This is a genomic window from Bradyrhizobium quebecense (assembly GCF_013373795.3).
GTDB classification, from domain to species: domain Bacteria; phylum Pseudomonadota; class Alphaproteobacteria; order Rhizobiales; family Xanthobacteraceae; genus Bradyrhizobium; species Bradyrhizobium quebecense.
The window spans coordinates 4,493,588-4,513,394 of record NZ_CP088022.1; the positions used below are offsets into that span (position 1 = coordinate 4,493,588).

Here is a 19,807-nt window from a genome sequence, read left to right on the forward strand (position 1 = left end):
CGCGTCGGAGCAGCGGCCCCGCTCAGGCATGTTGCGGCGGGGCAAGCGTGGCGACCTGATCCGGATGCACCGTGATGCTCGTGCCGCCATGTCCATCGCTCGCGGCGACGAAGGTGGACGCCATGTAGTTTCCGAGCAAGGCGATGCTGGCGGCGTGCACGCCGTCCGAGACGGCGATCGATCCGCCTGCGGTGTTGCCGGCAAAGCCCACGGTTTGCCCGGCCGCAAAACTGATATTGGCGAAATCGATCGCGTCGGCTCCCGTCATGCCCGCGACGGTGCCGGAGAAGTCGGCGGGGTCGTCGAGCTTCAATGTCCCGGAGCTTGATGCAAAGGAGATTTGCGCCGAGCTCGCCGACGCAAGCTCGAGGGTCTGTCCGGCTGGAATGATCGAGGGATCGCTGATCGTGAAGGCGCTGGACCAGGCGCCCCAGACGGTCCCGTCATTGGCCTTGATCCAGAGCGTGTCCGTGTCCGACCCGACATGATACGCAAGCTGGGAGAGCTGCGAGGCCGCGACGACGTTGTCCTGATTTGCTCCGAGCGCAACACCGTTCAGCGTGAAGTAGCCGTTGCCGCCTCCGCTATTCCAGACATCATATGATGTCGCGGAACTGCCGAACGGATCCGAATAGGTGAAGAGCGAGGACACCGAGAACGTCTGGCCCTGAACGGACAGCGTGCTCGAATTGGTCGGGGTCACCACCGGACCCGAGTCCACCGGCGCAGTCACGGTGAAAGCGCTTGACCATGATCCCCAGACGGTGCCGTCGTTCGCGCGGACCCACAGCGTGTCCGCGCCCGAGCCGGATTGATAGCTCAGCGACGCCAGCTGGGCTGCCGTGATGTAATTGTCCTGGTTGGGCGCAAGCGCCACCCCGCTCAAAGCAAAGTGCCCGCCACCTGTGCCCGTGTCCCAGACGTCATATTGGGTCGCGGCGCTGTTGAACGGATCGCTGTAGGTGAACAGCGACGAGACCACATAGCTCTGACCGTGAGCCGCAACGATGCTCGACACCGCTTCAACGGGCCCGCTGTCAACCGGAGCATTGACGGTGAAGGCGCTCGACCACGCTCCCCACACCGTGCCGTCATTGGCGCGGATCCAGAGCGTGTCGGTCCCCGAGCCGGATTGATAGGTCAATGACGACAGCTGCGCGGCCGTGATGTAGTTGTGCTGATTGGCCGACAGCGCCGACCCGTTCAGAAGGAAGCGCCCGCCGCCTGTGCCCGTGTCCCAGACGTCATATTGGGTCGCAGCACTGTTGAACGGATCGCTGTAGGCGAACAGCGACGAGGCCGCATAGCTCTGGCCGTGGGTCGCGACGATGTTCGACACCGTCTCAACGGGTCCGCTGTCGAGGGGAGCATTGACGGTGAACGCGCTCGACCACGCGCCCCACACCGTGCCGTCATTGGCGCGGATCCAGAGCGTGTCGATGCCGGAGCCCGATTGATAGGTCAGCGACGCCAGCTGGGCGGCCGTGATGTAATTGTCCTGGTTGGCGGGCAGCGCCACGCCGTTCAGGAGGAAGTGCCCGCCGACGGTGCCGCTATCCCAGACATCGTACACGGTCGCGGCGCTGTTGAACGGATCGCTGTAGGTGAACAGCGACGAAGCCGCATAGCTCTGGCCGTGGGGCGCGACGATGTTCGACACCGTCTCGACGGGCCCGCTGTCGACCGGAGCATTGACGGTGAAGGGGCTCGACCACGCTCCCCACACGGTGCCGTCATTGGCGCGGATCCAGAGCGTGTCGATGCCGGAGCCCGATTGATAGCTCAACGACGCCAGTTGGGCGGGCGTGATGTAGTTGTCCTGGTTGGCGGCAAGCGCCACCCCGTTCAGAACGAAGTGGCCGCCGCCTGTTCCCTTGTCCCAGACGTCATATTGCGTCGCAGGACTGTTGAACGGATCGCTGTAGGTGAACAAGGACGAGGCCGCATAACTCTGGCCATGAGCCGCGACAATGTTCGATACCGCCTCAACGGGACCGCTGTCGACCGGCGCGGTGACGGTGAAAGCAGCCGACCATTGGCCCCACACCGTGCTGTCGTTGGCCCGGATCCAGAGCGTGTCCGCGCCGGAGCCGGATTGATAGGTCAATGACGACAGCTGCGCGGCCGTGATGTAGTTGTTCTGATTGGCGGCAAGCGCCACCCCGTTCAGGACGAAGTGGCCGCCACCGGTGCCGCTGTCCCAGACATCGTATTGGGTCGCTGCGAGGCCGAACGGATCGTAATAGGTGAACAGCGAGGAGACGGCAAAGCTCTGGCCGTGCGTTGCCGTCACGTTTGCGGCCGTCACCACGGGCCCTTCAGGGGTTGCCGTAAATTCGCTCCAGGCGCTCCAGAATACGCCGTTGAACGCCTCCACCCACAGCTGGTCGCTCGCGGGACCGAACTGATAGGCAATGCTGGACCACTGTGAGGCAGCGACGTCGATCTCGACCCCGTTCGCCTGCGCCACCCCGCCCACGGTGAAGTGCCCGTTACCGGTGGAGTCCCAAAGCGCATATTCGATGATGGGCAGAGTACCGCCCGTCACATAGAACATGGACGACGCTGCAATCGAGGTTTGCACGCGGCCGGTTATGTTTGACGCGACCACCGTGGGCGCGACGTCGACCGCGCCGGAATTGTCGATGACGAAGTCGCCGCCCTCGCTGGCGATCTGTGTCAGCGAGACTTCAAATTGTACATCCCAGTTCTGGCCGGAATAGCTATTTCCCCATGGATTACGAACGATGAAATTGCCCGTCGCACTGTCATAGCCGACGACTCCGAAAGCATGGTCCGGGACCAGCTGGATATTTCCGGCACTGTCGTACGTGTACGGAGACGTTGAGGGAATCTCCAGGATGACATCGTCGTGGTTGGAGAGCGCTGCGATATAGACGGACTTGTTGCTGTACCAGGAGGATGAACTGCTCAGATAATAGTTGACGCTCGTCGCGTCGGTCAGATTCTCCAGGACGTCTGTCGGAGGGTCCGCGGAAATGTTGTTGTAGCTGTTGACCGCCGGGTGCCCGATCTGCCCCGTTGCACTGAGCTGCGCGTAGGCCTTCTCCACCAACGCAACCCACATTGCAGTGGGCTGCTCATTATAGTTGTGGCCATAGTCAAGTTCGGTGCCACTGACGACTGGAAACTCGTCATTGACGGTCTCCCATGTCTCCTGACCATTGACATAGAAGCGCACGCCATAGGTGCCGTTTCCATTGTCCACGATCATGGAGCTCATGACCTGAGGGTGAAAGACGACGACATCGATCAATCCCGACATCAGTTCGCAATCGCCGTCTGCTCCCTGACAGATGTCGTTGACGGTGGCCGCGCCCGTCGAAGAATACAACGGTCCGGTAACCGCGCTGTAGCCCTGCAATGTCCAGCCGCTCCCGCCTGCATCGGGCGGCAAAGTCGGGTCCGGAAGATCGGTCCCCTGGAACCACTTTCCGATCAGTTCAGACATCTGCGTCGACGTCGTGCCAACCTGCAGATTGCCGAGCGTGATGTGAGCAGTGCCGCCCCCTGTCCAGGTGGCGTTGGCCGGATTCCCATCAACGAGCTGAACGAAAAGATGGGAGACATAATCCGATGTGGAGAGGCCGCTGTTCAGATTGGCCGCAATCAGCTGCAGCGAGTTCAGCTCATTCGCGGTGACACTCCCTCGATTGGCCACGTCCGCCAGCAACTGGATGGCTTCAGCGTCGGTGAAGACGCCGTCCGCGGCAAAGTTGAGCATGTCGGACTTGATGCCGCTGTCGACCAGTGAATTGACCCAGCTTGCCGTCATGGAATTCCTTCGCAAGTCTTGACGCAAAATGATTGCTGTCGGCCAAGCCTGTCCTGGCGAGGTTGCGCGCGTCCCGTCGCGACGAATCCGGCAATAGATTGCGTAATTATCGCCATAGTTGTGAACGAATTCGGGACGCGTGTCGATCTTGCCGACCGCTGCCAAAAGCCAAAGCGGCTCGCATGATCGTGAAGATTCGTTAACGTCTGCCTGATGCGCCGCCGACCACCCGGGATCGCGGCAGGGTTTGGCCCCGACCACCGCGCCGGGTCCCCAGGGAAGCCGAACCTGGTCCGGGTTCCCTGCAGAGCGCCGTCGCTTCGATGCCCTGGCGCGCGCAGCGTGAAGGGATGGCCGAGCGCCGCCGGCCCGATCGCATCACGCGCGTTCGGAAGCAGCCGGCTCGGCCCCCTGAAATCCCAGCAGAACTGAAATCTGCCGGCCGGCTTCACGCACCAGCTTTGAAAATTCCAGCAGCTTCTGCTCGTCGATGCGCGCGCCGGGTCCGTAGAGGCCGACCGAACCGACGACGTCGCCGCGGTGATCGAAGCAGGGCGCGGAGACCGCGACCGTGCCGGCGAAGATCTCGCTGTGGCTGGTCGCATAGCCGTTGCGCCGCGCAAATGCCAGGGCTTCCTCCAGCCGCGCACGGTCGGCGCTGTTCGGTATGGTGGCGAGGAGCTCGGCCTGCCGCGTCGGGTCCATGAAGGCCAGCATCGCCTTGCCGGTCGAGCCGCGGGTCAGGCTCAAACTGTCGCCGACGCCGCGGCTGATCGAGAGCACGTGACGGCTCTGGCATTCGAGGATGCAGATGCCGCGATCCTCCTGCACGCGGAACAGCGCGGCGGTCTCGCCGGTCGCCTCGCGCAGGCCTTCGACGACCGGGCGTGCGATCGCGACGACCTCGAGCCCGGTCAGCCAGACATGGGACAGTTTCATCACGCCATGGGACAGCCGGAAGCGCTGAGGATCGCCTTCGGCCTGGATCAGGTCGCGCTGCGCCAGCGTCTGCAGCAGACGATAGAGCGTCGGCCGGCTCAGCCCGACGCGCTTCTGGATCTCGATCACGCTCATCGCCGGCTGATCGGGGGTGAAACATTGCAGAATCGCGATCGCGCGGTCGACCGCGCGCACGCCTGACACCCCCTGCTCCGCGTCGTGAGCTTCCGCCTTCGGCTTCTTCGCCATCCGTCCACATCCGCAATTTCGGCAGGGCGCGCTGCATCCAGCGCGCTTGACCAATCGGCCCGCCCGGATACTATCTCAAATTATGAGAACGATGTCCATCAGATGGACATACAAAAATGACGGGAGGATTGGAATTGCTTCAGACAGACGCCACGCACAGCTGGTTCGCGATCGCCGTGCTGATGCTCTCGACGTCGCTGGCATATGCCGCGCCCGATGGCTCGGGCATCTCCGACGGCGTGGTGCGGATTGCGGTCCTGGGCGATTACGGCAGCGGCCGCGATCTCGGCGGGCCGGGCTCGGTGACCGCCGCCAGGCTTGCCGCTGCGGATTTTCACAACAAGGTGCTGGGCAAGCCGATCGAGATCATCTCGGCCGATCACCAGAACAAGCCCGACGTCGCAGTCGGGATCGCGCGGCAATGGTTCGACGTCGAGCACGTCGACGCGGTGACCGACCTTGCGGTCAGCTCGGTCGGCCTCGCCGTCGCCGGGCTCGCAACGCAGAGTAACCGGACCGCGCTGGTCTCGGGCGCCGCGACCTCCGATTTGACCGGCGACAAATGCTCGCCCGTCATCACGCATTGGGCCGACGACACCTACGCACTGTCGGCCGGACTGGTCGGCGAGCTGAGCCGCCGCGTCGGCAAGGAATGGTTCTTCGTTGCGGTCGACTATTCGTTCGGCACCGCCATGGTGAAGGATGCTTCGCGCGCGGTGACCGATGCCGGCGGCAAGGTCGTCGGCGCGGTACGCTATCCCTTCAACACCACCGACTTCTCGTCCTTCCTGCTGGCGGCGCAGAATTCCGGCGCCAAGGTGGTGGCACTGGCCGGCACCGGTGCCGACACCGTCAACGCGGTCAAGCAGACCCACGAATTCGGCCTGCAACAGGGTGGGCAAACCATCGTCGGCATGCTGACCTTCATCTCCGACGTCCATTCGATCGGCCTGCGCGATGCGCAGGGCATGTACATCGCGTCCCAATATTATTGGGATGACGACGACGGCACCCGCGCCTTCGCCAAGCGCTTCATCGAGATCGAGAAGCGCGAGCCGACCAAGCTGCAGGCCGCGACCTACGCCGCCGTGCGGCATTATCTGAAGGCGATCGAGGCCGGCGGCAGCGACGAGGCCAAGGCGGTGAATGCCGAGATGCGCAAGCTGCCGGTCGATTTCTTCGGCCGCCCCGCGCACATCCGCAAAGACGGCCGCGTCGTCTACGACCTGTCGCTTTATCGCGTGAAGAAGCCGGACGAGAGCAAATATCCGTGGGATTACTACCAGAAGATCGCGGTCATTCCCGGCGACAAGGCGTTCCGCCCCGAGGGAACGGGCGGCTGCAAGCTTGACAAATAGGACGCACCACCATTCGCCGCGACGCACGGTCGCGCATGCAAGAACTAAGGAGGAGCCGATGCCGCTTCGCAACGATTTCGATCAACTTGTTGACGTCAAGGGTGGCTTCATCAGCCGCGAGATCTTCGTGGACGCCGACATCTACCGGCAGGAACTCGACAAGGTCTTCACGCGCGCCTGGCTGCTGGTCGGGCACGAAAGCCTCGTGCCCAATCCCGGCGACTTCTACACCTCGCGGATGGGCGAGGAATCCGTCATCCTCTGCCGCGACAAGAAGGGCGAGATCCACGTCTTCCTGAATTCGTGCCGGCACCGCGGCATGAAGGTGTGCCGCTACGAGCAGGGCAACACCTCGCTGTTCACCTGCCCGTATCACAGCTGGACCTACACCACAGACGGCAAGCTGCAGGGTGTTCCGCTGCACCGGACGCTCTATGACGGCGTGCTCGACCGCGAGGCCAACTCGCTGGTCTCGGTGGCGAAGCTCTGCAACTACAAGGGCTCGATCTGGGCGACCTGGGACAAGGATGCGCCCGACTTCATCACCTATCTCGGCGATGCCAGGATCCACCTCGACCAGGCGCTCGACTGCCGCGACGGCCGCGAGGGCGGCTCCGAGGTGATCGGCGTCCACAAATGGGTATTCCCGGCCAATTGGAAATTCGCCGCCGAGAATTTCCTCGGCGACACCTATCACAATCCGAGCCACCGCTCGGTCGATCTGATCGGCATCGGGCCGAGCGCCGCGGCCGGCAAGAAGGGCCGCCGCGACGACGAACTGGAGAAGGCACAGCACGTCTGGATCAGTTTTCCGGGAGGCCACGGCGTACACAGCGCGATCCAGCCGGAGGCCAACGAATATATCGAGTCCTTCCTCGACAACCCGATCCTCGAACAATACTTCCGGCACTGCTTCGAGGAGCGCAAGCGGCGGCTCGGCGAAGGCGCGCGGCTGCTGCCCTTCGTCGGCACGATCTTCCCCAACACCTCCTATCACGGTCGCCAGCCGCGCGGACTTTGCGCCTGGCATCCGCACAGCCCGACCTCGACCGAAGGCTGGCGCTTCTTCCTGGTCGACAAGGACGCGCCACAGGAAGCCAAGGACTATCTGCGCCACTACTACATGCGCTACTCCGGCCCGGCCGGCATGACCGAGCAGGACGACATGGAGAACTGGCTCTATGCGACCGCCGCGAGCACCGGCACGGTCGCGCGGCGCTATCCCTTCAACTATCAGCAGTCGATGGGCGCCTACGTCACCGATCATCCGCTCGGCGGCGATGTCTCCACGCAAGTCACCGAGCAGATCGCGCGCGGCTTCTACCGCCGCTGGACCACCTACATGCAGGGCGGCGACTGGCACGAGTTGCTTGGATCCCCCGCGGGCAGCCGGGAGGCCGCAGAATGACCGCGCCCCGAAAAACCGTCCTCGTCAGCGGGGGCACCTTCGGCATCGGCCGCGCGATCACCCTCGGCCTCGCCCGCCGCGGCCATGCGGTGGTGGCGTTCGGCCTCGAGGCGCCACAGGTCTCGAGCACCGCACAGAACGCCATTCCGGCCCTGCGCCAAGAGCTCGATCGCGAAGGCCTCTCTGCCGAATTGATGGAAGCCGATGTGTCGCAATCGGGCGATGTCGGCAGAGTGGTCGCACAGGCCATGGCGCGGTTCGGCCGCATCGACGGCGTCGTCAACAACGCCGCGATCGGTCCGCTCGGCACCGTGCTCGACACCGACGAGGCGCTGTTCGATCGCATTATCGCCGTCAATCTGAAGGGACCGTATCTCACCAGTCGCGCGGCAATCCCCCACATGATCGCGCAGGGCGGCGGCTCGATCGTCAACATCGGATCCGGCGCCGGCTGGGGCAAGCCGAACATGGCGGTCTACAGCGCGAGCAAGGGCGGCGTTGTCGCGTTGAGCGCGGCGATGGCCTACGACTTCTTCCACCAGCGCATCCGCGTCAACACCGTGATCCCCGGTGGCGGCGGCATCGTCAGCGGCATGAGCCTTGGCCGGGTCGGCGGCGACGCCGCGCGCTTCGGCAAGGGCGCGCCCGGCACCGCCGCGGGCCGTGTCGCTAGCGGCGACGACATCGCCAATGTCGTGGCCTTCCTGCTGTCGCCGGAAGCCGAAACGCTGTCCGGCACCGTGATCGACGTCGGCTGCTTCGCGCAACAAGGCGGACCGATTCCGCCCGCTCCGGCAACCTGACAACCCGCGATCCCTGAAGAGGAGATACCGATGACGACGAGTGTTCAGGATCACGACAAGCAAGCGCACCTTGCCGGCGCCGCGATCGAACGATCGGCGGCCTATTACCGCCTGAAGGCCGATGTCGAGGATTTCTACTACCACGAGGCCGACCTGCTCGATGACCGGCGCTTCCGCGACTGGCTTGAGCTGCTCGCCGAGGACGTCAGCTACTTCATGCCGATCCGGCGCAATGTGAAGTTCGGCCAGCAGGCCACACGCGAAAACACCAAACGCGGCGAAGGCATCAGCTGGTTCGACGAGGACAAATGGACGTTGACCAAACGGGTCGAACAGATCCTGACCGGCGTGCATTACGCGGAAGAGCCGCTGTCGCGGATCACGCACATGGTCAGCAACGTGCAGATCAAGGGCGCGCGGCCGGATATCGGCGCGGCGCGCGAGCTCGATGTCACCAGCCGCTTCCTCGTCTATCAGAACCGCGTCGAGTACGAGACCTACATCTTCGTCGGCCGCCGCAACGACACGCTGCGCCTGACCGACAACGGCTGGAAGATCGCGAGGCGCGAGATATTGCTTGAACAGAATATCCTGCTGGCCAAAAATCTCACCACGTTCTTCTGAGCGTGGCCTAGGGTAGCAGGGGTAGCGATGATTGACGTGACGGCGATCAAGGTGGGGACGCGGCTCAAACTGGAGGCGGGCGTCGTCGCCGAGGTGGTGGAGAACATGGACGACGGCCAGTGGCTGCAGGTGCGCTATCTGGAGTCCCCTGCCCGTCCGGGCGATGTCGGCACGGTGGAGCTTTGCCATGCCCAGGACGTCGTCGAGGTTCTCAGCGACTAGTTCCAGCCAACGGACCATCGATCATGCTGCGATTTGAATACATGCCGAGCGATTTCCATCCGCTTTTTCTGTTCCTCGGCGAGGCCGCCGATCTTGCCGCGCTGGCAAGGCTGTTGCGGCGCTTTGCCGAGAACCCGCAGGCCGTTGCCGTGGCGGAGCGTATTCCCGGCGCGGTCTCGCGCAACGAGCTGGTGCTGGCGCCCGCCGACGAGGAATTCGGCATGCGCGATCTCGGCGGACGGTTTGCCTGGAAGCTGACGGATTGGCAGGCGGAGCGGATCGCCGAGCGCATCGAACTCCTGACGCCTGAGGATAACAAGTCCGGCTCGGAGTTCGTCGAGATCGGCAGCGAGGGCGAAATCCCGGTCAAGGTCTCGCGCGGCGAGTTCACCGATGACTTCCTTGTCACGCGCAGATAGCGGCGGATGGATCGCGTGAGCGCAAACCGCAGGCCAAAAGTCCTGATTGCCGGCGCCGGGATCGGTGGCCTCGTCGCGGGGCTGTCGCTGCTGCAACGGGGGATCGAAGTTGAGATCTTCGAACAGGCATCGGAGCTGCGCGAGCTCGGCGCCGGCGTCCAGCTCAGCGCCAACGGCACAAGGGTCCTGATTGCGCTCGGCCTCGAGCGACAAATGCAGGCGATCGCTTGCGAGCCCTCGGGCAAGGAGATCCGGCTGTTCAGCACCGGGCGGACCTGGAAGCTGTTCGACCTCGGCGCCTCTTCGCGGGCAATCTATGGCGCGCCCTACTGGATGGTGCATCGTGGCGACTGTCACCGCCTGCTGGTCGACGCATTCAGTGCACGGGCACCGGGACGCCTGCATCTCAACAGCCGCTGCGCGGGCTTTGAGGAGGATGATAACGGCATCTGGCTGCATCTCGCCAATGGCGAGCGACGGCGCGGCGACGTCGTGATCGGGGCCGACGGCGTGCACTCCGAAATTCGCCGGCAGATCGGTGGCGACACAAAGCCATTCTTCTCAGGTGTGGCCGCCTGGCGCGGCCTGGTCCCGATGCAGCGGCTACCGGCGAGCCTCAGGCGCGACGTCGGCACCAACTGGGTCGGTCCCGGCGGCCATGTCATCACCTATCCGGTTCGCCGCGGCGAGTTGTTGAACTTCGTCGGCATCTTCGAGGGCGAGAGCTGGTCGGTCGAATCGTGGACCGAACGCGGCACGCGGGAGGCCTGCGGCGCTGCTTTTGCCGGATGGAATCCGGATATCCACACCATCATCGACAACCTCGATATTCCCTACAAATGGGCATTGCTTGGCCGCGATCCGCTCGGTCGCTTCGCCGTGGGGCGGGCCTGCGTGCTCGGCGACGCCGCGCATCCGACACTGCCGTTCCTGGCCCAAGGGGCCAACATGGCGATCGAGGACGGCATGGTGCTGGCACGCTGCCTCGAATGCTTCCCGCCCGAAGAGGCGCTGCAGCGCTATCAGGCCGCGCGGCTGACGCGGACGAATATGATCGTGATGAAGTCCGCCGAGAATGCCAGGCGCTTCCACAATCCGGCGCTAGCCGACGCCGAAGGCGCCGACGCCTATGTCTCGCGCGAATGGCAACCGGACCGGGTGCGCGAGCGCTATGATTGGCTGTTCACCTACGACGCCTTGAACGTGCCGGTCTGACGGCAGGCATTCGAGCTGCCTGGTGTTCCCACATCAGTGGGCACGATGCCGTCCGCGGTGCGCCCGGCGCTTCGGAGGTAGCGGCGGCGTAAAGAAGGGATTCTCCGAGCACATCGCCCCCCGGCCCGACGCCGACGCCTGGCACTGCGGGATCGAGGTGAAGCTGCAATCGATGTAGCTTCCGCCGTACTTGCCCTGAAAGACGTGCATGCACACCGGATAGTTCGGATCGTAGGCCTGCCCGGCGGCAGGTCCGGCCAGGGCGACCGCAGCTGCGGCGATCGCGAACAGTTTCAGGCGCATCCGTCTCTCCTTGTCGCTCGGAAGGTTTCCCAACAACAACCGGAGTTATTCAACTGCGCCAGCGACGCGACGGCGCGCTAGTTGACAGGCTGACGCGGTCGCTGACCCCGCTCCCTGGTCGGCTTTTTTGGACCTTTGTAGAAGGGATTGACCGAGCATGTCGCCGATCGTCCCGAGGCCGTTGCCTGGCATTGCGGAAGCGACGTGAAGCTGCAATCGATGTACTCCGGCGTCAGCCTGCCGCCATAGACTTCCATGCAGACCGGATAATTCGGATCGTACATTTGCGCGGCGGCGGGCCCGGCGATGCCAACGCCGATGGCGGCGATGATGGTGAATTTCAAGCGCATCGAATTCTCCTCAAGCTCGCTCCGGAACGCGGGGCGCGCGGCTATCGCTGCTCGCCGGCCGGCTTGCCGTCGTCCTCACCAAGACAACGGATCATGAAGGCCGTGGTGTCCCGCGGAAGAACCTGCGCGGCCCGCGCCTTGAGGCGGCATTCGAGCTGTGCGATCTGGCGTGCCCGTTGCCGTTCCGACGGCAGCGTCGATTGCCGCAGCCGGCGCAAGGTCATCGGCGAGCCATCCGACTCGAAGCTCAACTCGTACCGCTTGCCGTTCTGGTCGGTGGCGGCGCAGGTGATGGTCGACACCTGCCGCGTGATGAAGCTTCCGACCTGGCGGCAGGAGCCTGTCGACATCTCGACCAGCGGCACCGGCAGACCATCGACACGCGGACGGTCGCTCGACTTCAGCAACATGCGGTCGACCGCGAGCTCGAACAGATTATCCTGGGTGCGCTCGGTGCTCTCGCCGGAGAACGAGACGATATGGCTCTTGTCGGCGGGATCGTCGAGCACCACGGTGAATTCGGAACGGCCGCGCAGGGTGTGGAAGTAGGCCACCGCCTTGCAGGTATAGCTGCCGCCGGCGACCGTGACATTGCGGCAGGTGCCGGACATCAACGCATACAGGTCGACGTCGTAGACCGGGCCGGCGGCAACGGCGAGCGCAGGCCAGCACACGATAGCAATCGCAATCAATTGAGCGAAACGGGAGATCATGCTGGAACGATCGAGAACACGGTCGATGGAGAGGTCCATGGCGCAAGGTCGCCGATTTCCACGGACTGTGCAACGATGAAGCAGGCCGAAATGTGGACGTCCCGCAAACGACCGGGGAATGCAGGCGAGCCGTGCTGAAAGGCCGCGCCGCTGGTACCGTGCGTCAGATTTGCGGGCCGGACAGGGTGACCTCGCGCTCGGCGCGGAAGACGTTGCTGTAGAGGTTCGCGATCCACTGACGGCCGCTTGCCGTCATGTTCAGGCAGTTGATGGCGCCCTGGATGTGCGGCGCGACCATATTCCAGTAGAATTGCGGATAGCGGTCGACGATATCGGCCGGCGATTCATAGCCGAGCTGGCGGTTGATGCCGACTTCCTCGAACTCGTGATAGAGCGCGTTGGCTTTCCTGATGTAGTTGGGATCGCCGAGCTGTCCGATGAAATCGGCGGCCCGGACGATCGCCGCCTCGTCGTCATATTGCAGGCCTTCGGGTGCCGGAAACCGCGTGCCTTCGATGTTGCGCGCGACACGTTCGCGATCGAGCGGGAGGACGGCCTCGAGCCTGTCGAGCACATAGAGCTTCGAGCGGTCGACGTGATACGGCATCAGGCCGGCATCCGACGAGCCGCGCGGCAGCACGACCTTCTTGCCGGAGGCATCGATGACATAACCATCCGGTCCGTCGCCCTTCAGCAGGCCGCGCACATAGCCGATGTCGTGCGTCAGGCAGGCGATGATCGTATGGGTGTAATCCTCCGCGGTGACATGGGTGTGCAGCGCGCGACCGCGGATGATGTCGTGCCCGGCCAGCGTGACCAGCATGGTGTGCTCGACATTGTGGTAGAGCGCATCGCTGTTGCCGATGCATTCAAGCGCAATGCGGGCTGCGGCCGGCAGGAGTTCGCCGAAGCGCGCCTGCGAGGCCCCAAAGGTGCGGCTAACGTGCGTGGAGAGAAACTTCTCCAAAGCACCTGCCGCCAACTCAGGTAACGTCATCATCGATGCAGCCCCGACCGCGCAACGTTCCTCGCTCGCCCCGATCTCACGTCGTAGTTGGGCAGAACTATAGCGCATCTGCGGGCGTGCGGCTACGCGCCGGCGAGCGCGTCATTCGTTCCGCCGTACTTTCCCGGTCTTGCCGGCTGCGGCACCAAAACCGCTGATAATGGCATGAACCGTGCATGATTCGGTTCAGCCGGGTTAATCTTACGGATAAAGACCATCATGCTTGTTACGCTCGTCGCCATCCTTTGCAATGCCCAGCTCTGCATGGAAAAGGTCGTCACCAACAGCGACCAATCCGGCATCACCATGGGCGCCTGCGCTGTGAGTGCCCAGATCGGCATCGCCGACTGGCTCGCCAAGGGGCCGTATCACGATTGGCGGTTGCAGAGCTATAAGTGCATCATGGGCAAATACGTACCCAAGAACGAAGTGTGATGTGTGCTCACAGCCCCCGAAAGGGCTGACCCGCTTCGCGCGCCCGACTGGAACAGCCTGCGAAACCGCGTGATGCAGGCGCGTGCACCTCGAGTCAAAGTCCATTTTATGGGCTATCACTGTCGTTCACGATGGTGAGACGTGAGGTCGCCCAGGAATGGCCCGAGAATGCCCGCAACGCCGCTGATTGCCTACGCGCATGTCGGCAAGAGTTTTGACAATGGTCGCGTGGTAGCGGTCGACGACGTCTCGCTTGACGTGGCCGAGGGTGAATTCCTGGCTGTTGTCGGCGGCTCGGGCTCCGGCAAGACGACGCTGCTCAGGCTGGCCAACCGCCTGATCGAGGCCGACCGCGGCCGGATCGCGGTCGAGGGCGAAGACGTCAGCCGCATCGACCCGATCCTGCTGCGGCGCCGCATCGGCTATGTCTTCCAGAGCGGCGGACTGTTTCCGCATCTCACCGTCGCCGGCAATGTCGGCATCACGCCAAGGCTGCTCGGCTGGCCGCAGGCCGATATCTCGGCGCGGGTCGATGAACTGCTCGACCTCGTGCGGCTCGACCGCGCGCAACATCGCGACCGCCTGCCGCACGAACTCTCCGGCGGCCAGCGCCAACGCGTCGGCGTCGCGCGTGCGCTGGCGGCGAAGCCGCGCATCGTGCTGATGGACGAGCCGTTCGGCGCGCTCGATCCGCTGACCCGCGACGCGCTCGGCGACGATTATCGCACGCTGCATCGCGAGCTCGCCCTGACCACGGTCATGATCACCCACGACATGACCGAGGCGCTGCTGCTGGCCGATCGTGTCGCGGTGATGCGTGGCGGCAAGCTGCTCGCTTTGGGTACGCCGGCGGAGCTCGCGGCCAACACCGACGCCTATGTCGGCGAACTCTTGCGTACGCCGCGTCGACAGGCGGAACGGCTGGGCGCATTGCTGCCGCGGGACGGCACGGCATGAGCGATCCACGCTGGAGCGAGGCGCTTGCGCATCTGCCCGACTATCTCGGCAACCATGTCCGGGTCAGCGTCGCCGCGCTGGCGCTCGGACTTCTGATCAGCCTGCCGCTTGCGCTCATCGCGCGCAACCGGCCGGTGCTGCGCGGCACGTTGCTCGGGCTTGCCAGCATCGTGCAGACGGTGCCCGGGCTCGCTTTGCTCGCGCTGTTCTATCCGTTGTTGCTGGCGCTCACGGCGCTGACCGCGGCGTGGCTCGGCTTCAGCTTCTCCGCCTTCGGCTTCCTGCCGGCGGTGCTGGCGCTCGCGCTCTATTCGATGCTGCCGGTGTTGCGCAACACCATCACCGGCCTCTCCGGCGTCGATCCGGCGGTGCTGGAGGCTGCCCAGGGCGTCGGCATGACGCCGCGGCAATCGCTCACCATGGTCGAGCTGCCGCTGGCGATGCCGGTGATGATGGCGGGGATCCGCACCGCCGCGGTGTGGGTGATCGGCACCGCGACGCTGTCGACGCCGATCGGCCAGACCAGCCTCGGCAACTACATCTTCGCGGGGCTGCAGACCCAGAACTGGGTGTTCGTGCTGTTCGGCTGCTTCGCCGCCACCGTGCTCGCACTGGTCGTCGACCAATTGCTGGCGCTGATCGAGAATGGCCTGCGCAATCGCAGCCGTATCCGGACCGCACTCGGCGGGCTCGGCATCGCCGCCCTGATCGCGGCGACGCTGGTGCCCGCGATCGCGCGGCCGCAGGCGCGCTACGTCGTCGGCGCCAAGACGTTCACCGAGCAATATGTGTTGTCGGCGCTGATGGCACAACGGCTGCAAGCGGCCGGGCTGCCGACGACGACCCGCGCCGGCCTCGGCTCCAACGTGATCTTTGATGCGCTCGCGGCCGGCGATATCGACGTCTATGTCGACTATTCCGGCACGCTGTGGGCGAACCAGTTCCACCACACCGACATCAGGCCCCGCGCCGAGCTGCTGGGCGAACTGAAGACGACGCTGGCCAGGCAGGACATCACGCTGTTCGGCGAGCTCGGCTTCGAGAACGCCTATGCGCTGGTGATGCCGAAGAAGCGCGCCGATCAGCTCGGCATCCATTCGATCGCCGACCTCGCGTCGCACGCCGCGACGATGTCGATCGCCGGCGACTATGAATTCTTCTCGCGGCCGGAATGGGCCGGCATCCAGAAGGCGTATGGGCTGACGTTCCGCGCCCAGCGCCAGATGCAGCCGGACTTCATGTATGCCGCGGTTGCCTCCGGCGAGGTCGACGTCATCGCGGGCTACACCAGCGACGGGCTGATCGCGAAATACGACCTGGTTGCGCTCGCGGACGATAGGCACGCGATCCCGCCCTATGACGCGATCGTGCTGCTGTCGCCAAAGCGGCGCGACGACGAGACTCTCAAAGCGGCGCTGCGGCCGCTGCTCGGCAAGATCGGCATCGCCGCGATGCGCGAGGCCAACCTGCGCGCGTCGGGCAACGACGCATCATCGTCGCCCGACGCCGTGGCGCGCTGGTTGTGGGAGAAGATCGGGCCGAAATAACCCCATCGTCATTGCGAGGAGCTCGCGACAAAATTGCAAAGCAATTTTGCGCTGAAGCGACGAAGCAATCCATCGTCCCGCGCATGCCGATGGATGGATGGATTGCTTCGCTCCGCTCGCAATAACGGCGGGGGACGCATGTTGCGTCTCACAATCCCTTGATGATCCCTGCGTCGATCAGCAGGCGGTTGAAGCGGCGCGCCTCCGCGCCGTCCTTGCAGGAATAGAACGCGCCGTTGCAGCGAAGCATGATGGCCTTCTGCTCCTCGAACGATGGATCGAGCGGAATGCCCGCGGCTTCCTGAATCACCAGCGGCAGATAGGCGGCGTCGATCGTGTCCATCACGGCCTGGCTCTTCACCGGTTCGAAGTTGATGGCGTCGATCGCGTAATAGGTCGCGTAGTAGCGCGGATCATAATCCATCAGCTTCTTGCCGATGCCGGCCTCGTCGAGCCCGGGATCGAGCAGCTGCGGCGAGAACTCCGGCTGATGATCGCCGTAGCGTATGATCAAGAACGGCTGCGCCGGAAACTTCTTCTTCAATGCGGCAACAAAGCCGGCATAGTCGCTGGCGCTCATCGCCTGCCGGCGCAGATATTCGTCGACCGACGGCGAGTTGCCCGGCCGCTTCCATGCCGGCAGCAGCTCGGGACGGAATTTCATCTCCCACGGGAAATGGTTGGCGGCGAGATAGACGAAGGTGAACAGCGGCGTGCTGAGCGTCTTCTGCTCGGCCATCAGCTTCAGCGCCTTGTCGTAGAAGAAGCTGTCGGGTTCGACGTCCTTCGCATGCAGGTCATGCGCGTCGTAGAATTGCTGGATGCCGGTCGTGGTCTGGAAGCTGCGCGCGCTCATGAAGGCGCCGAACGCCGGATAGAGCGATAGCGTGTCGTAGCCGCAGCGGTGCAGCGCCAGCGGCAGGCCGCGCTCGACCCGGCCCGATGCGATGCGGGTGACGAAATAGGCGAACCGGCCGAACGAGCGCGAGGACAATCCCGCCAGCACGTTGTACTCGGTGAACCAGCTCGGCCCGCCATTGCTCTCGGCGAGGAATTTGCGTTCGACACCGTCGTAGGATTTGAACTGGCTGCCGTAGCCCGGCGGAACCTTGACGCCGGACGCGGCGCGGATGTCGAAGCTCGATTCATCATGGATCATGATGATGTTCGGCCGCCGACCGGCGGGGTGGCAGGCGTCGACCAGCGGCATCTTGAGCTGATCGCTCGCGCTCGGGTCCGACTCCATGAAGCCATAGGCGACAAAGTCCGACACCGCCGTCACGCCGGAGCGCGCGAATTTCGACAGATAGCCGTCGTCGTAATAGCCGCGCCAGGCCTCATCCGGCCAGGCGAAGGCGTAGCCCGAGAGCGCGGCGGTGCAGGCAAGGCAGGCGGCCGCGGCCGGCAGGCGGCGGATGCGGAACGGATCGAGCCACCACAGCGCGTACATCAAGGGCAGCGTGACGAGGCCGGCACCGATGATCGACCAGCGCAGGTTCGGAAAGATCGTGAGCAGGAACGCCGCGGTGTCGCGGTCGATCACCATCAGGTCGACGAAGTTCGCGGTCATCTGCACCACGTCGTGCTTGAACCGCGACAGCAGCACCAGCACCACGACCAGCGTCAGCGACAGCGCGCCCGACAGCGCCGGCCTGCGCAGCAGCGCGATGAACAGGAAGTTGAGGATTCCCCAGGCCAGCAGGAAGCAGAGCCGCGAGCCGAAATCGGTCTCGGTCCGCAGCATCAGGATCAGCGTGCCGAGATGCGGGGCGGCGACCGCCATCAACCGCCAGACGCCGATCGCGGCGAGACCGCCGGCCAGCGCGGCGACGGAAGAGTTTTGCTGAGGCGCGGGCGCCATGGGTGGGACGCAATACAACCCGGCGCAATGCCACGGCCTTGACTGGCAAAGGCCAGGAGGCACACGGCACAGCCGGAGTCTGCGCCATGTCATAAAAACGTAATTGAATCGTCATGAACGCGCAATGAATTTGCCTGCCCGGAGTACGTCCGGCACGGCGGGCCTCAGACCTTCGCCGCAGGCCTTGCAATGCCGGCGATGAAGAGGTCGACGATGTCAGCGGCCATCTGCTCGGTCTCCGCTTCGCCAACGCCCCAACGCGGCAAATGGCCGTCGATATGCATCCGCGCAAAACCATAGACCAGGGCGCGGCCGGCGATCTGGACCTGCTTCAGGTCGCGCGCCGCAAGCTGACCGGCCGAAAACGCCTCCGCCAGCAGGCGCTCGGTCAGGCCGATCAACTCCGCATTGTCGCTGGAAACGCCAGCCGAGCGGTCGTGGTCGAAGAAGCGGCGGCTGGAGATGACCTCGAAATGGGTCGGGTTCTTCATCGCCCAGCGCAGATAGGCGATCCCGAGGCAGCGGAAGCGGCCGAGCGGATCGCCTGACGGTGCGTCGGCCAGCGCTGTCTCGATCTCGGCGCGGAAGCGGCGCTGCGCCTCCTCCGCCACCGCATTCATCAGGGCATCCCGGCTCGGGAAATGCCGGAACGGCGCACCCGGCGAAACCCCGGCGCGGCGGGCGGCCTCGCGAACGCTAACCGCCTCCGGCCCGCCCTCGCCGACCAGCTGCATGGCCGCATCGATCAGTACGCGGCGGAGATCGCCATGATGATAGGGCTTGGCCGCCGGCGCCCGCGCCGCGGCGGCCGGACGCGGCTTGGCGGGCCGGCGTCCGATCGGCGGGTTTTTGGCGGGGCGGCGCATGGCGCATCTCTAGCATCACCCGCTTGTGAATGTAAGCGGCGATTACACGGATTGACCGCGCTCCATCGCGAAATGTAACTGGCGATTACATCAACGGTAGGAGGCGGGATATGGCGACGCGTCGAAACTGGTTCGAGGGCTGGCGGCTGTTCGGCCTGCTCACACTGACCCTGATCGGGCTTTCGATCTGGATCGCCGCGATGCGGCAGTTCGAGGTCGACGGCGTGCGGATGGTGATCCGCTTCACGGCGCGGACCTCGCTGCTGTTGTTCTGCCTCGCCTTCTCCGCGGCGGCGCTGGCACGGCTCTGGCCGAACGCCTGGACGCACTGGCAGCGCCGCAACCGCCGCTATCTGGGCGTCACCTTCGCCGCCTCGCACGCCATCCACGCGGTCGCGATATCAGCGTTCGCAATGCTCGATCCGGCCGGCTTCGCCGCCGCAACCTCTATCGTTTCCTATATGTTCGGCGCTATCGGCTATCTCGTCATCATCGCGCTGACCGCGACCTCGTTCGATCGCACGGCTGCGCTGCTGGGCCCGCGCGCCTGGCGCAGGCTGCATCTGATCGGCGGCTATTATCTGCTGCTGCAGTTCACGGTCTCGTTCGGCAAGCGGATTCCCGAGATGCCGCTCTACGCGCTGTTCCTCGTGCCGCTCGCCACGGTGTTTGCGCTCAGGATGATCAGCATGGCCGCGCGGCCTGCGCCGCGTCAGGCACAGGCGAGCTGAGGCGC

General features: G+C 64.5%; 19 protein-coding genes. 11 read left to right on the plus strand and 8 right to left on the minus strand.

Translation table 11 applies throughout. The annotated features are described in order from the left end of the window. Positions 1-22: 22 nt before the first annotated feature. Both HU230_RS21810 and HU230_RS21815 read right to left on the minus strand, forming a co-directional pair. Complete coding sequence (locus HU230_RS21810; protein WP_176529910.1) at positions 23-3,796, minus strand: C2 family cysteine protease; 3,774 nt, start codon at positions 3,794-3,796, stop codon at positions 23-25. A gap of 378 nt (positions 3,797-4,174) precedes the next feature. Further along, positions 4,175-4,984: an IclR family transcriptional regulator gene (locus tag HU230_RS21815; RefSeq protein WP_176529909.1), complete on the minus strand. Its 810-nt coding sequence runs from the start codon at positions 4,982-4,984 to the stop codon at positions 4,175-4,177. Between the two features lie 128 nt (positions 4,985-5,112). On the opposite strand from HU230_RS21815, the gene HU230_RS21820 reads away from it, so the two are divergent. Genes HU230_RS21820 through HU230_RS21850 form a run of 7 tightly spaced genes read left to right on the plus strand, consistent with a single transcriptional unit; the run spans position 5,113 to position 11,033 of the window. Then, positions 5,113-6,342, plus strand: a complete 1,230-nt coding sequence (locus HU230_RS21820; RefSeq protein ID WP_176534923.1) for an ABC transporter substrate-binding protein — start codon at positions 5,113-5,115, stop codon at positions 6,340-6,342. Positions 6,343-6,400: 58 nt separating this feature from the next. Continuing rightward, positions 6,401-7,750, plus strand: coding sequence for an aromatic ring-hydroxylating oxygenase subunit alpha (locus tag HU230_RS21825; protein WP_176529908.1), 1,350 nt, complete (start codon positions 6,401-6,403; stop codon positions 7,748-7,750). Continuing rightward, complete coding sequence (locus HU230_RS21830) at positions 7,747-8,553, plus strand: SDR family NAD(P)-dependent oxidoreductase (RefSeq protein WP_176529907.1); 807 nt, start codon at positions 7,747-7,749, stop codon at positions 8,551-8,553. Before HU230_RS21825 ends, HU230_RS21830 begins: the two co-directional genes overlap by 4 nt. Before the next feature lie 30 nt (positions 8,554-8,583). After that, positions 8,584-9,177, plus strand: a complete 594-nt coding sequence (locus tag HU230_RS21835) for a 3-phenylpropionate/cinnamic acid dioxygenase subunit beta (protein WP_176529906.1) — start codon at positions 8,584-8,586, stop codon at positions 9,175-9,177. Positions 9,178-9,204: 27 nt separating this feature from the next. Continuing rightward, the gene (locus HU230_RS21840) at positions 9,205-9,399 is read left to right on the plus strand and encodes a hypothetical protein (protein ID WP_176529905.1); all 195 of its coding nucleotides are present in this window, start codon (positions 9,205-9,207) and stop codon (positions 9,397-9,399) included. A gap of 23 nt (positions 9,400-9,422) precedes the next feature. Continuing rightward, positions 9,423-9,818, plus strand: coding sequence for a hypothetical protein (locus HU230_RS21845; protein ID WP_176529904.1), 396 nt, complete (start codon positions 9,423-9,425; stop codon positions 9,816-9,818). A 6-nt stretch (positions 9,819-9,824) separates the two neighbouring features. Then, entirely contained in the window at positions 9,825-11,033 is a 1,209-nt protein-coding gene (locus HU230_RS21850; protein WP_176529903.1) for an FAD-dependent monooxygenase, read from the plus strand. A 33-nt stretch (positions 11,034-11,066) separates the two neighbouring features. Here the strand turns inward: HU230_RS21850 and HU230_RS21855 are convergent, their stop codons facing one another. From HU230_RS21855 to HU230_RS21870, 4 genes are all read right to left on the minus strand, one after another. Next, positions 11,067-11,336: a DUF3551 domain-containing protein gene (locus tag HU230_RS21855; RefSeq protein ID WP_176529902.1), complete on the minus strand. Its 270-nt coding sequence runs from the start codon at positions 11,334-11,336 to the stop codon at positions 11,067-11,069. Between the two features lie 77 nt (positions 11,337-11,413). Further along, positions 11,414-11,686, minus strand: coding sequence for a DUF3551 domain-containing protein (locus HU230_RS21860; RefSeq protein WP_176529901.1), 273 nt, complete (start codon positions 11,684-11,686; stop codon positions 11,414-11,416). Between the two features lie 41 nt (positions 11,687-11,727). Continuing rightward, on the minus strand, positions 11,728-12,360 hold the full coding sequence (locus tag HU230_RS21865; protein WP_224943437.1) for a hypothetical protein: 633 nt from the start codon (positions 12,358-12,360) through the stop codon (positions 11,728-11,730). Positions 12,361-12,562: 202 nt separating this feature from the next. Then, positions 12,563-13,399, minus strand: a complete 837-nt coding sequence (locus HU230_RS21870; protein WP_176529900.1) for a metal-dependent phosphohydrolase — start codon at positions 13,397-13,399, stop codon at positions 12,563-12,565. Positions 13,400-13,624: 225 nt separating this feature from the next. Between HU230_RS21870 and HU230_RS21875 the strand changes: the two genes are divergently transcribed. The 3 genes from HU230_RS21875 (at position 13,625) to HU230_RS21885 (ending at position 16,344) form a co-directional block, all read left to right on the plus strand. Next, positions 13,625-13,840 carry a hypothetical protein gene (locus HU230_RS21875; RefSeq protein WP_074131807.1) on the plus strand — a complete coding sequence of 72 codons (216 nt, stop codon included), beginning with the start codon at positions 13,625-13,627 and terminating at the stop codon, positions 13,838-13,840. Positions 13,841-14,008: 168 nt separating this feature from the next. Beyond that, on the plus strand, positions 14,009-14,797 hold the full coding sequence (locus HU230_RS21880) for an ATP-binding cassette domain-containing protein (RefSeq protein WP_176529899.1): 789 nt from the start codon (positions 14,009-14,011) through the stop codon (positions 14,795-14,797). Beyond that, positions 14,794-16,344, plus strand: coding sequence for an ABC transporter permease/substrate-binding protein (locus HU230_RS21885; protein ID WP_176529898.1), 1,551 nt, complete (start codon positions 14,794-14,796; stop codon positions 16,342-16,344). Before HU230_RS21880 ends, HU230_RS21885 begins: the two co-directional genes overlap by 4 nt. Before the next feature lie 148 nt (positions 16,345-16,492). Here HU230_RS21885 and HU230_RS21890 read toward each other — a convergent pair whose 3' ends face one another. Both HU230_RS21890 and HU230_RS21895 read right to left on the minus strand, forming a co-directional pair. Next, positions 16,493-18,205, minus strand: coding sequence for a sulfatase-like hydrolase/transferase (locus tag HU230_RS21890; RefSeq protein ID WP_176529897.1), 1,713 nt, complete (start codon positions 18,203-18,205; stop codon positions 16,493-16,495). A 164-nt stretch (positions 18,206-18,369) separates the two neighbouring features. Further along, the gene (locus HU230_RS21895) at positions 18,370-19,071 is read right to left on the minus strand and encodes a TetR/AcrR family transcriptional regulator (protein WP_176529896.1); all 702 of its coding nucleotides are present in this window, start codon (positions 19,069-19,071) and stop codon (positions 18,370-18,372) included. A 110-nt stretch (positions 19,072-19,181) separates the two neighbouring features. On the opposite strand from HU230_RS21895, the gene HU230_RS21900 reads away from it, so the two are divergent. Continuing rightward, positions 19,182-19,802, plus strand: coding sequence for a hypothetical protein (locus tag HU230_RS21900; protein WP_176529895.1), 621 nt, complete (start codon positions 19,182-19,184; stop codon positions 19,800-19,802). Positions 19,803-19,807 lie beyond the last annotated feature (5 nt).

What these genes read in the sequence shown, in the direction of transcription:
- HU230_RS21810 (WP_176529910.1), bottom strand. Translation starts at nt 3,796, where the DNA reads ATGACGGCAAGCTGGGTCAATTCACTGGTCGACAGCGGCATCAAGTCC.
- HU230_RS21815 (WP_176529909.1), bottom strand. Translation starts at nt 4,984, where the DNA reads ATGGCGAAGAAGCCGAAGGCGGAAGCTCACGACGCGGAGCAGGGGGTG.
- HU230_RS21825 (WP_176529908.1), top strand. Translation starts at nt 6,401, where the DNA reads ATGCCGCTTCGCAACGATTTCGATCAACTTGTTGACGTCAAGGGTGGC.
- HU230_RS21830 (WP_176529907.1), top strand. Translation starts at nt 7,747, where the DNA reads ATGACCGCGCCCCGAAAAACCGTCCTCGTCAGCGGGGGCACCTTCGGC.
- HU230_RS21835 (WP_176529906.1), top strand. Translation starts at nt 8,584, where the DNA reads ATGACGACGAGTGTTCAGGATCACGACAAGCAAGCGCACCTTGCCGGC.
- HU230_RS21840 (WP_176529905.1), top strand. Translation starts at nt 9,205, where the DNA reads ATGATTGACGTGACGGCGATCAAGGTGGGGACGCGGCTCAAACTGGAG.
- HU230_RS21845 (WP_176529904.1), top strand. Translation starts at nt 9,423, where the DNA reads ATGCTGCGATTTGAATACATGCCGAGCGATTTCCATCCGCTTTTTCTG.
- HU230_RS21850 (WP_176529903.1), top strand. Translation starts at nt 9,825, where the DNA reads ATGGATCGCGTGAGCGCAAACCGCAGGCCAAAAGTCCTGATTGCCGGC.
- HU230_RS21855 (WP_176529902.1), bottom strand. Translation starts at nt 11,336, where the DNA reads ATGCGCCTGAAACTGTTCGCGATCGCCGCAGCTGCGGTCGCCCTGGCC.
- HU230_RS21860 (WP_176529901.1), bottom strand. Translation starts at nt 11,686, where the DNA reads ATGCGCTTGAAATTCACCATCATCGCCGCCATCGGCGTTGGCATCGCC.
- HU230_RS21870 (WP_176529900.1), bottom strand. Translation starts at nt 13,399, where the DNA reads ATGATGACGTTACCTGAGTTGGCGGCAGGTGCTTTGGAGAAGTTTCTC.
- HU230_RS21875 (WP_074131807.1), top strand. Translation starts at nt 13,625, where the DNA reads ATGCTTGTTACGCTCGTCGCCATCCTTTGCAATGCCCAGCTCTGCATG.
- HU230_RS21880 (WP_176529899.1), top strand. Translation starts at nt 14,009, where the DNA reads ATGCCCGCAACGCCGCTGATTGCCTACGCGCATGTCGGCAAGAGTTTT.
- HU230_RS21885 (WP_176529898.1), top strand. Translation starts at nt 14,794, where the DNA reads ATGAGCGATCCACGCTGGAGCGAGGCGCTTGCGCATCTGCCCGACTAT.
- HU230_RS21890 (WP_176529897.1), bottom strand. Translation starts at nt 18,205, where the DNA reads ATGGCGCCCGCGCCTCAGCAAAACTCTTCCGTCGCCGCGCTGGCCGGC.
- HU230_RS21895 (WP_176529896.1), bottom strand. Translation starts at nt 19,071, where the DNA reads ATGCGCCGCCCCGCCAAAAACCCGCCGATCGGACGCCGGCCCGCCAAG.
- HU230_RS21900 (WP_176529895.1), top strand. Translation starts at nt 19,182, where the DNA reads ATGGCGACGCGTCGAAACTGGTTCGAGGGCTGGCGGCTGTTCGGCCTG.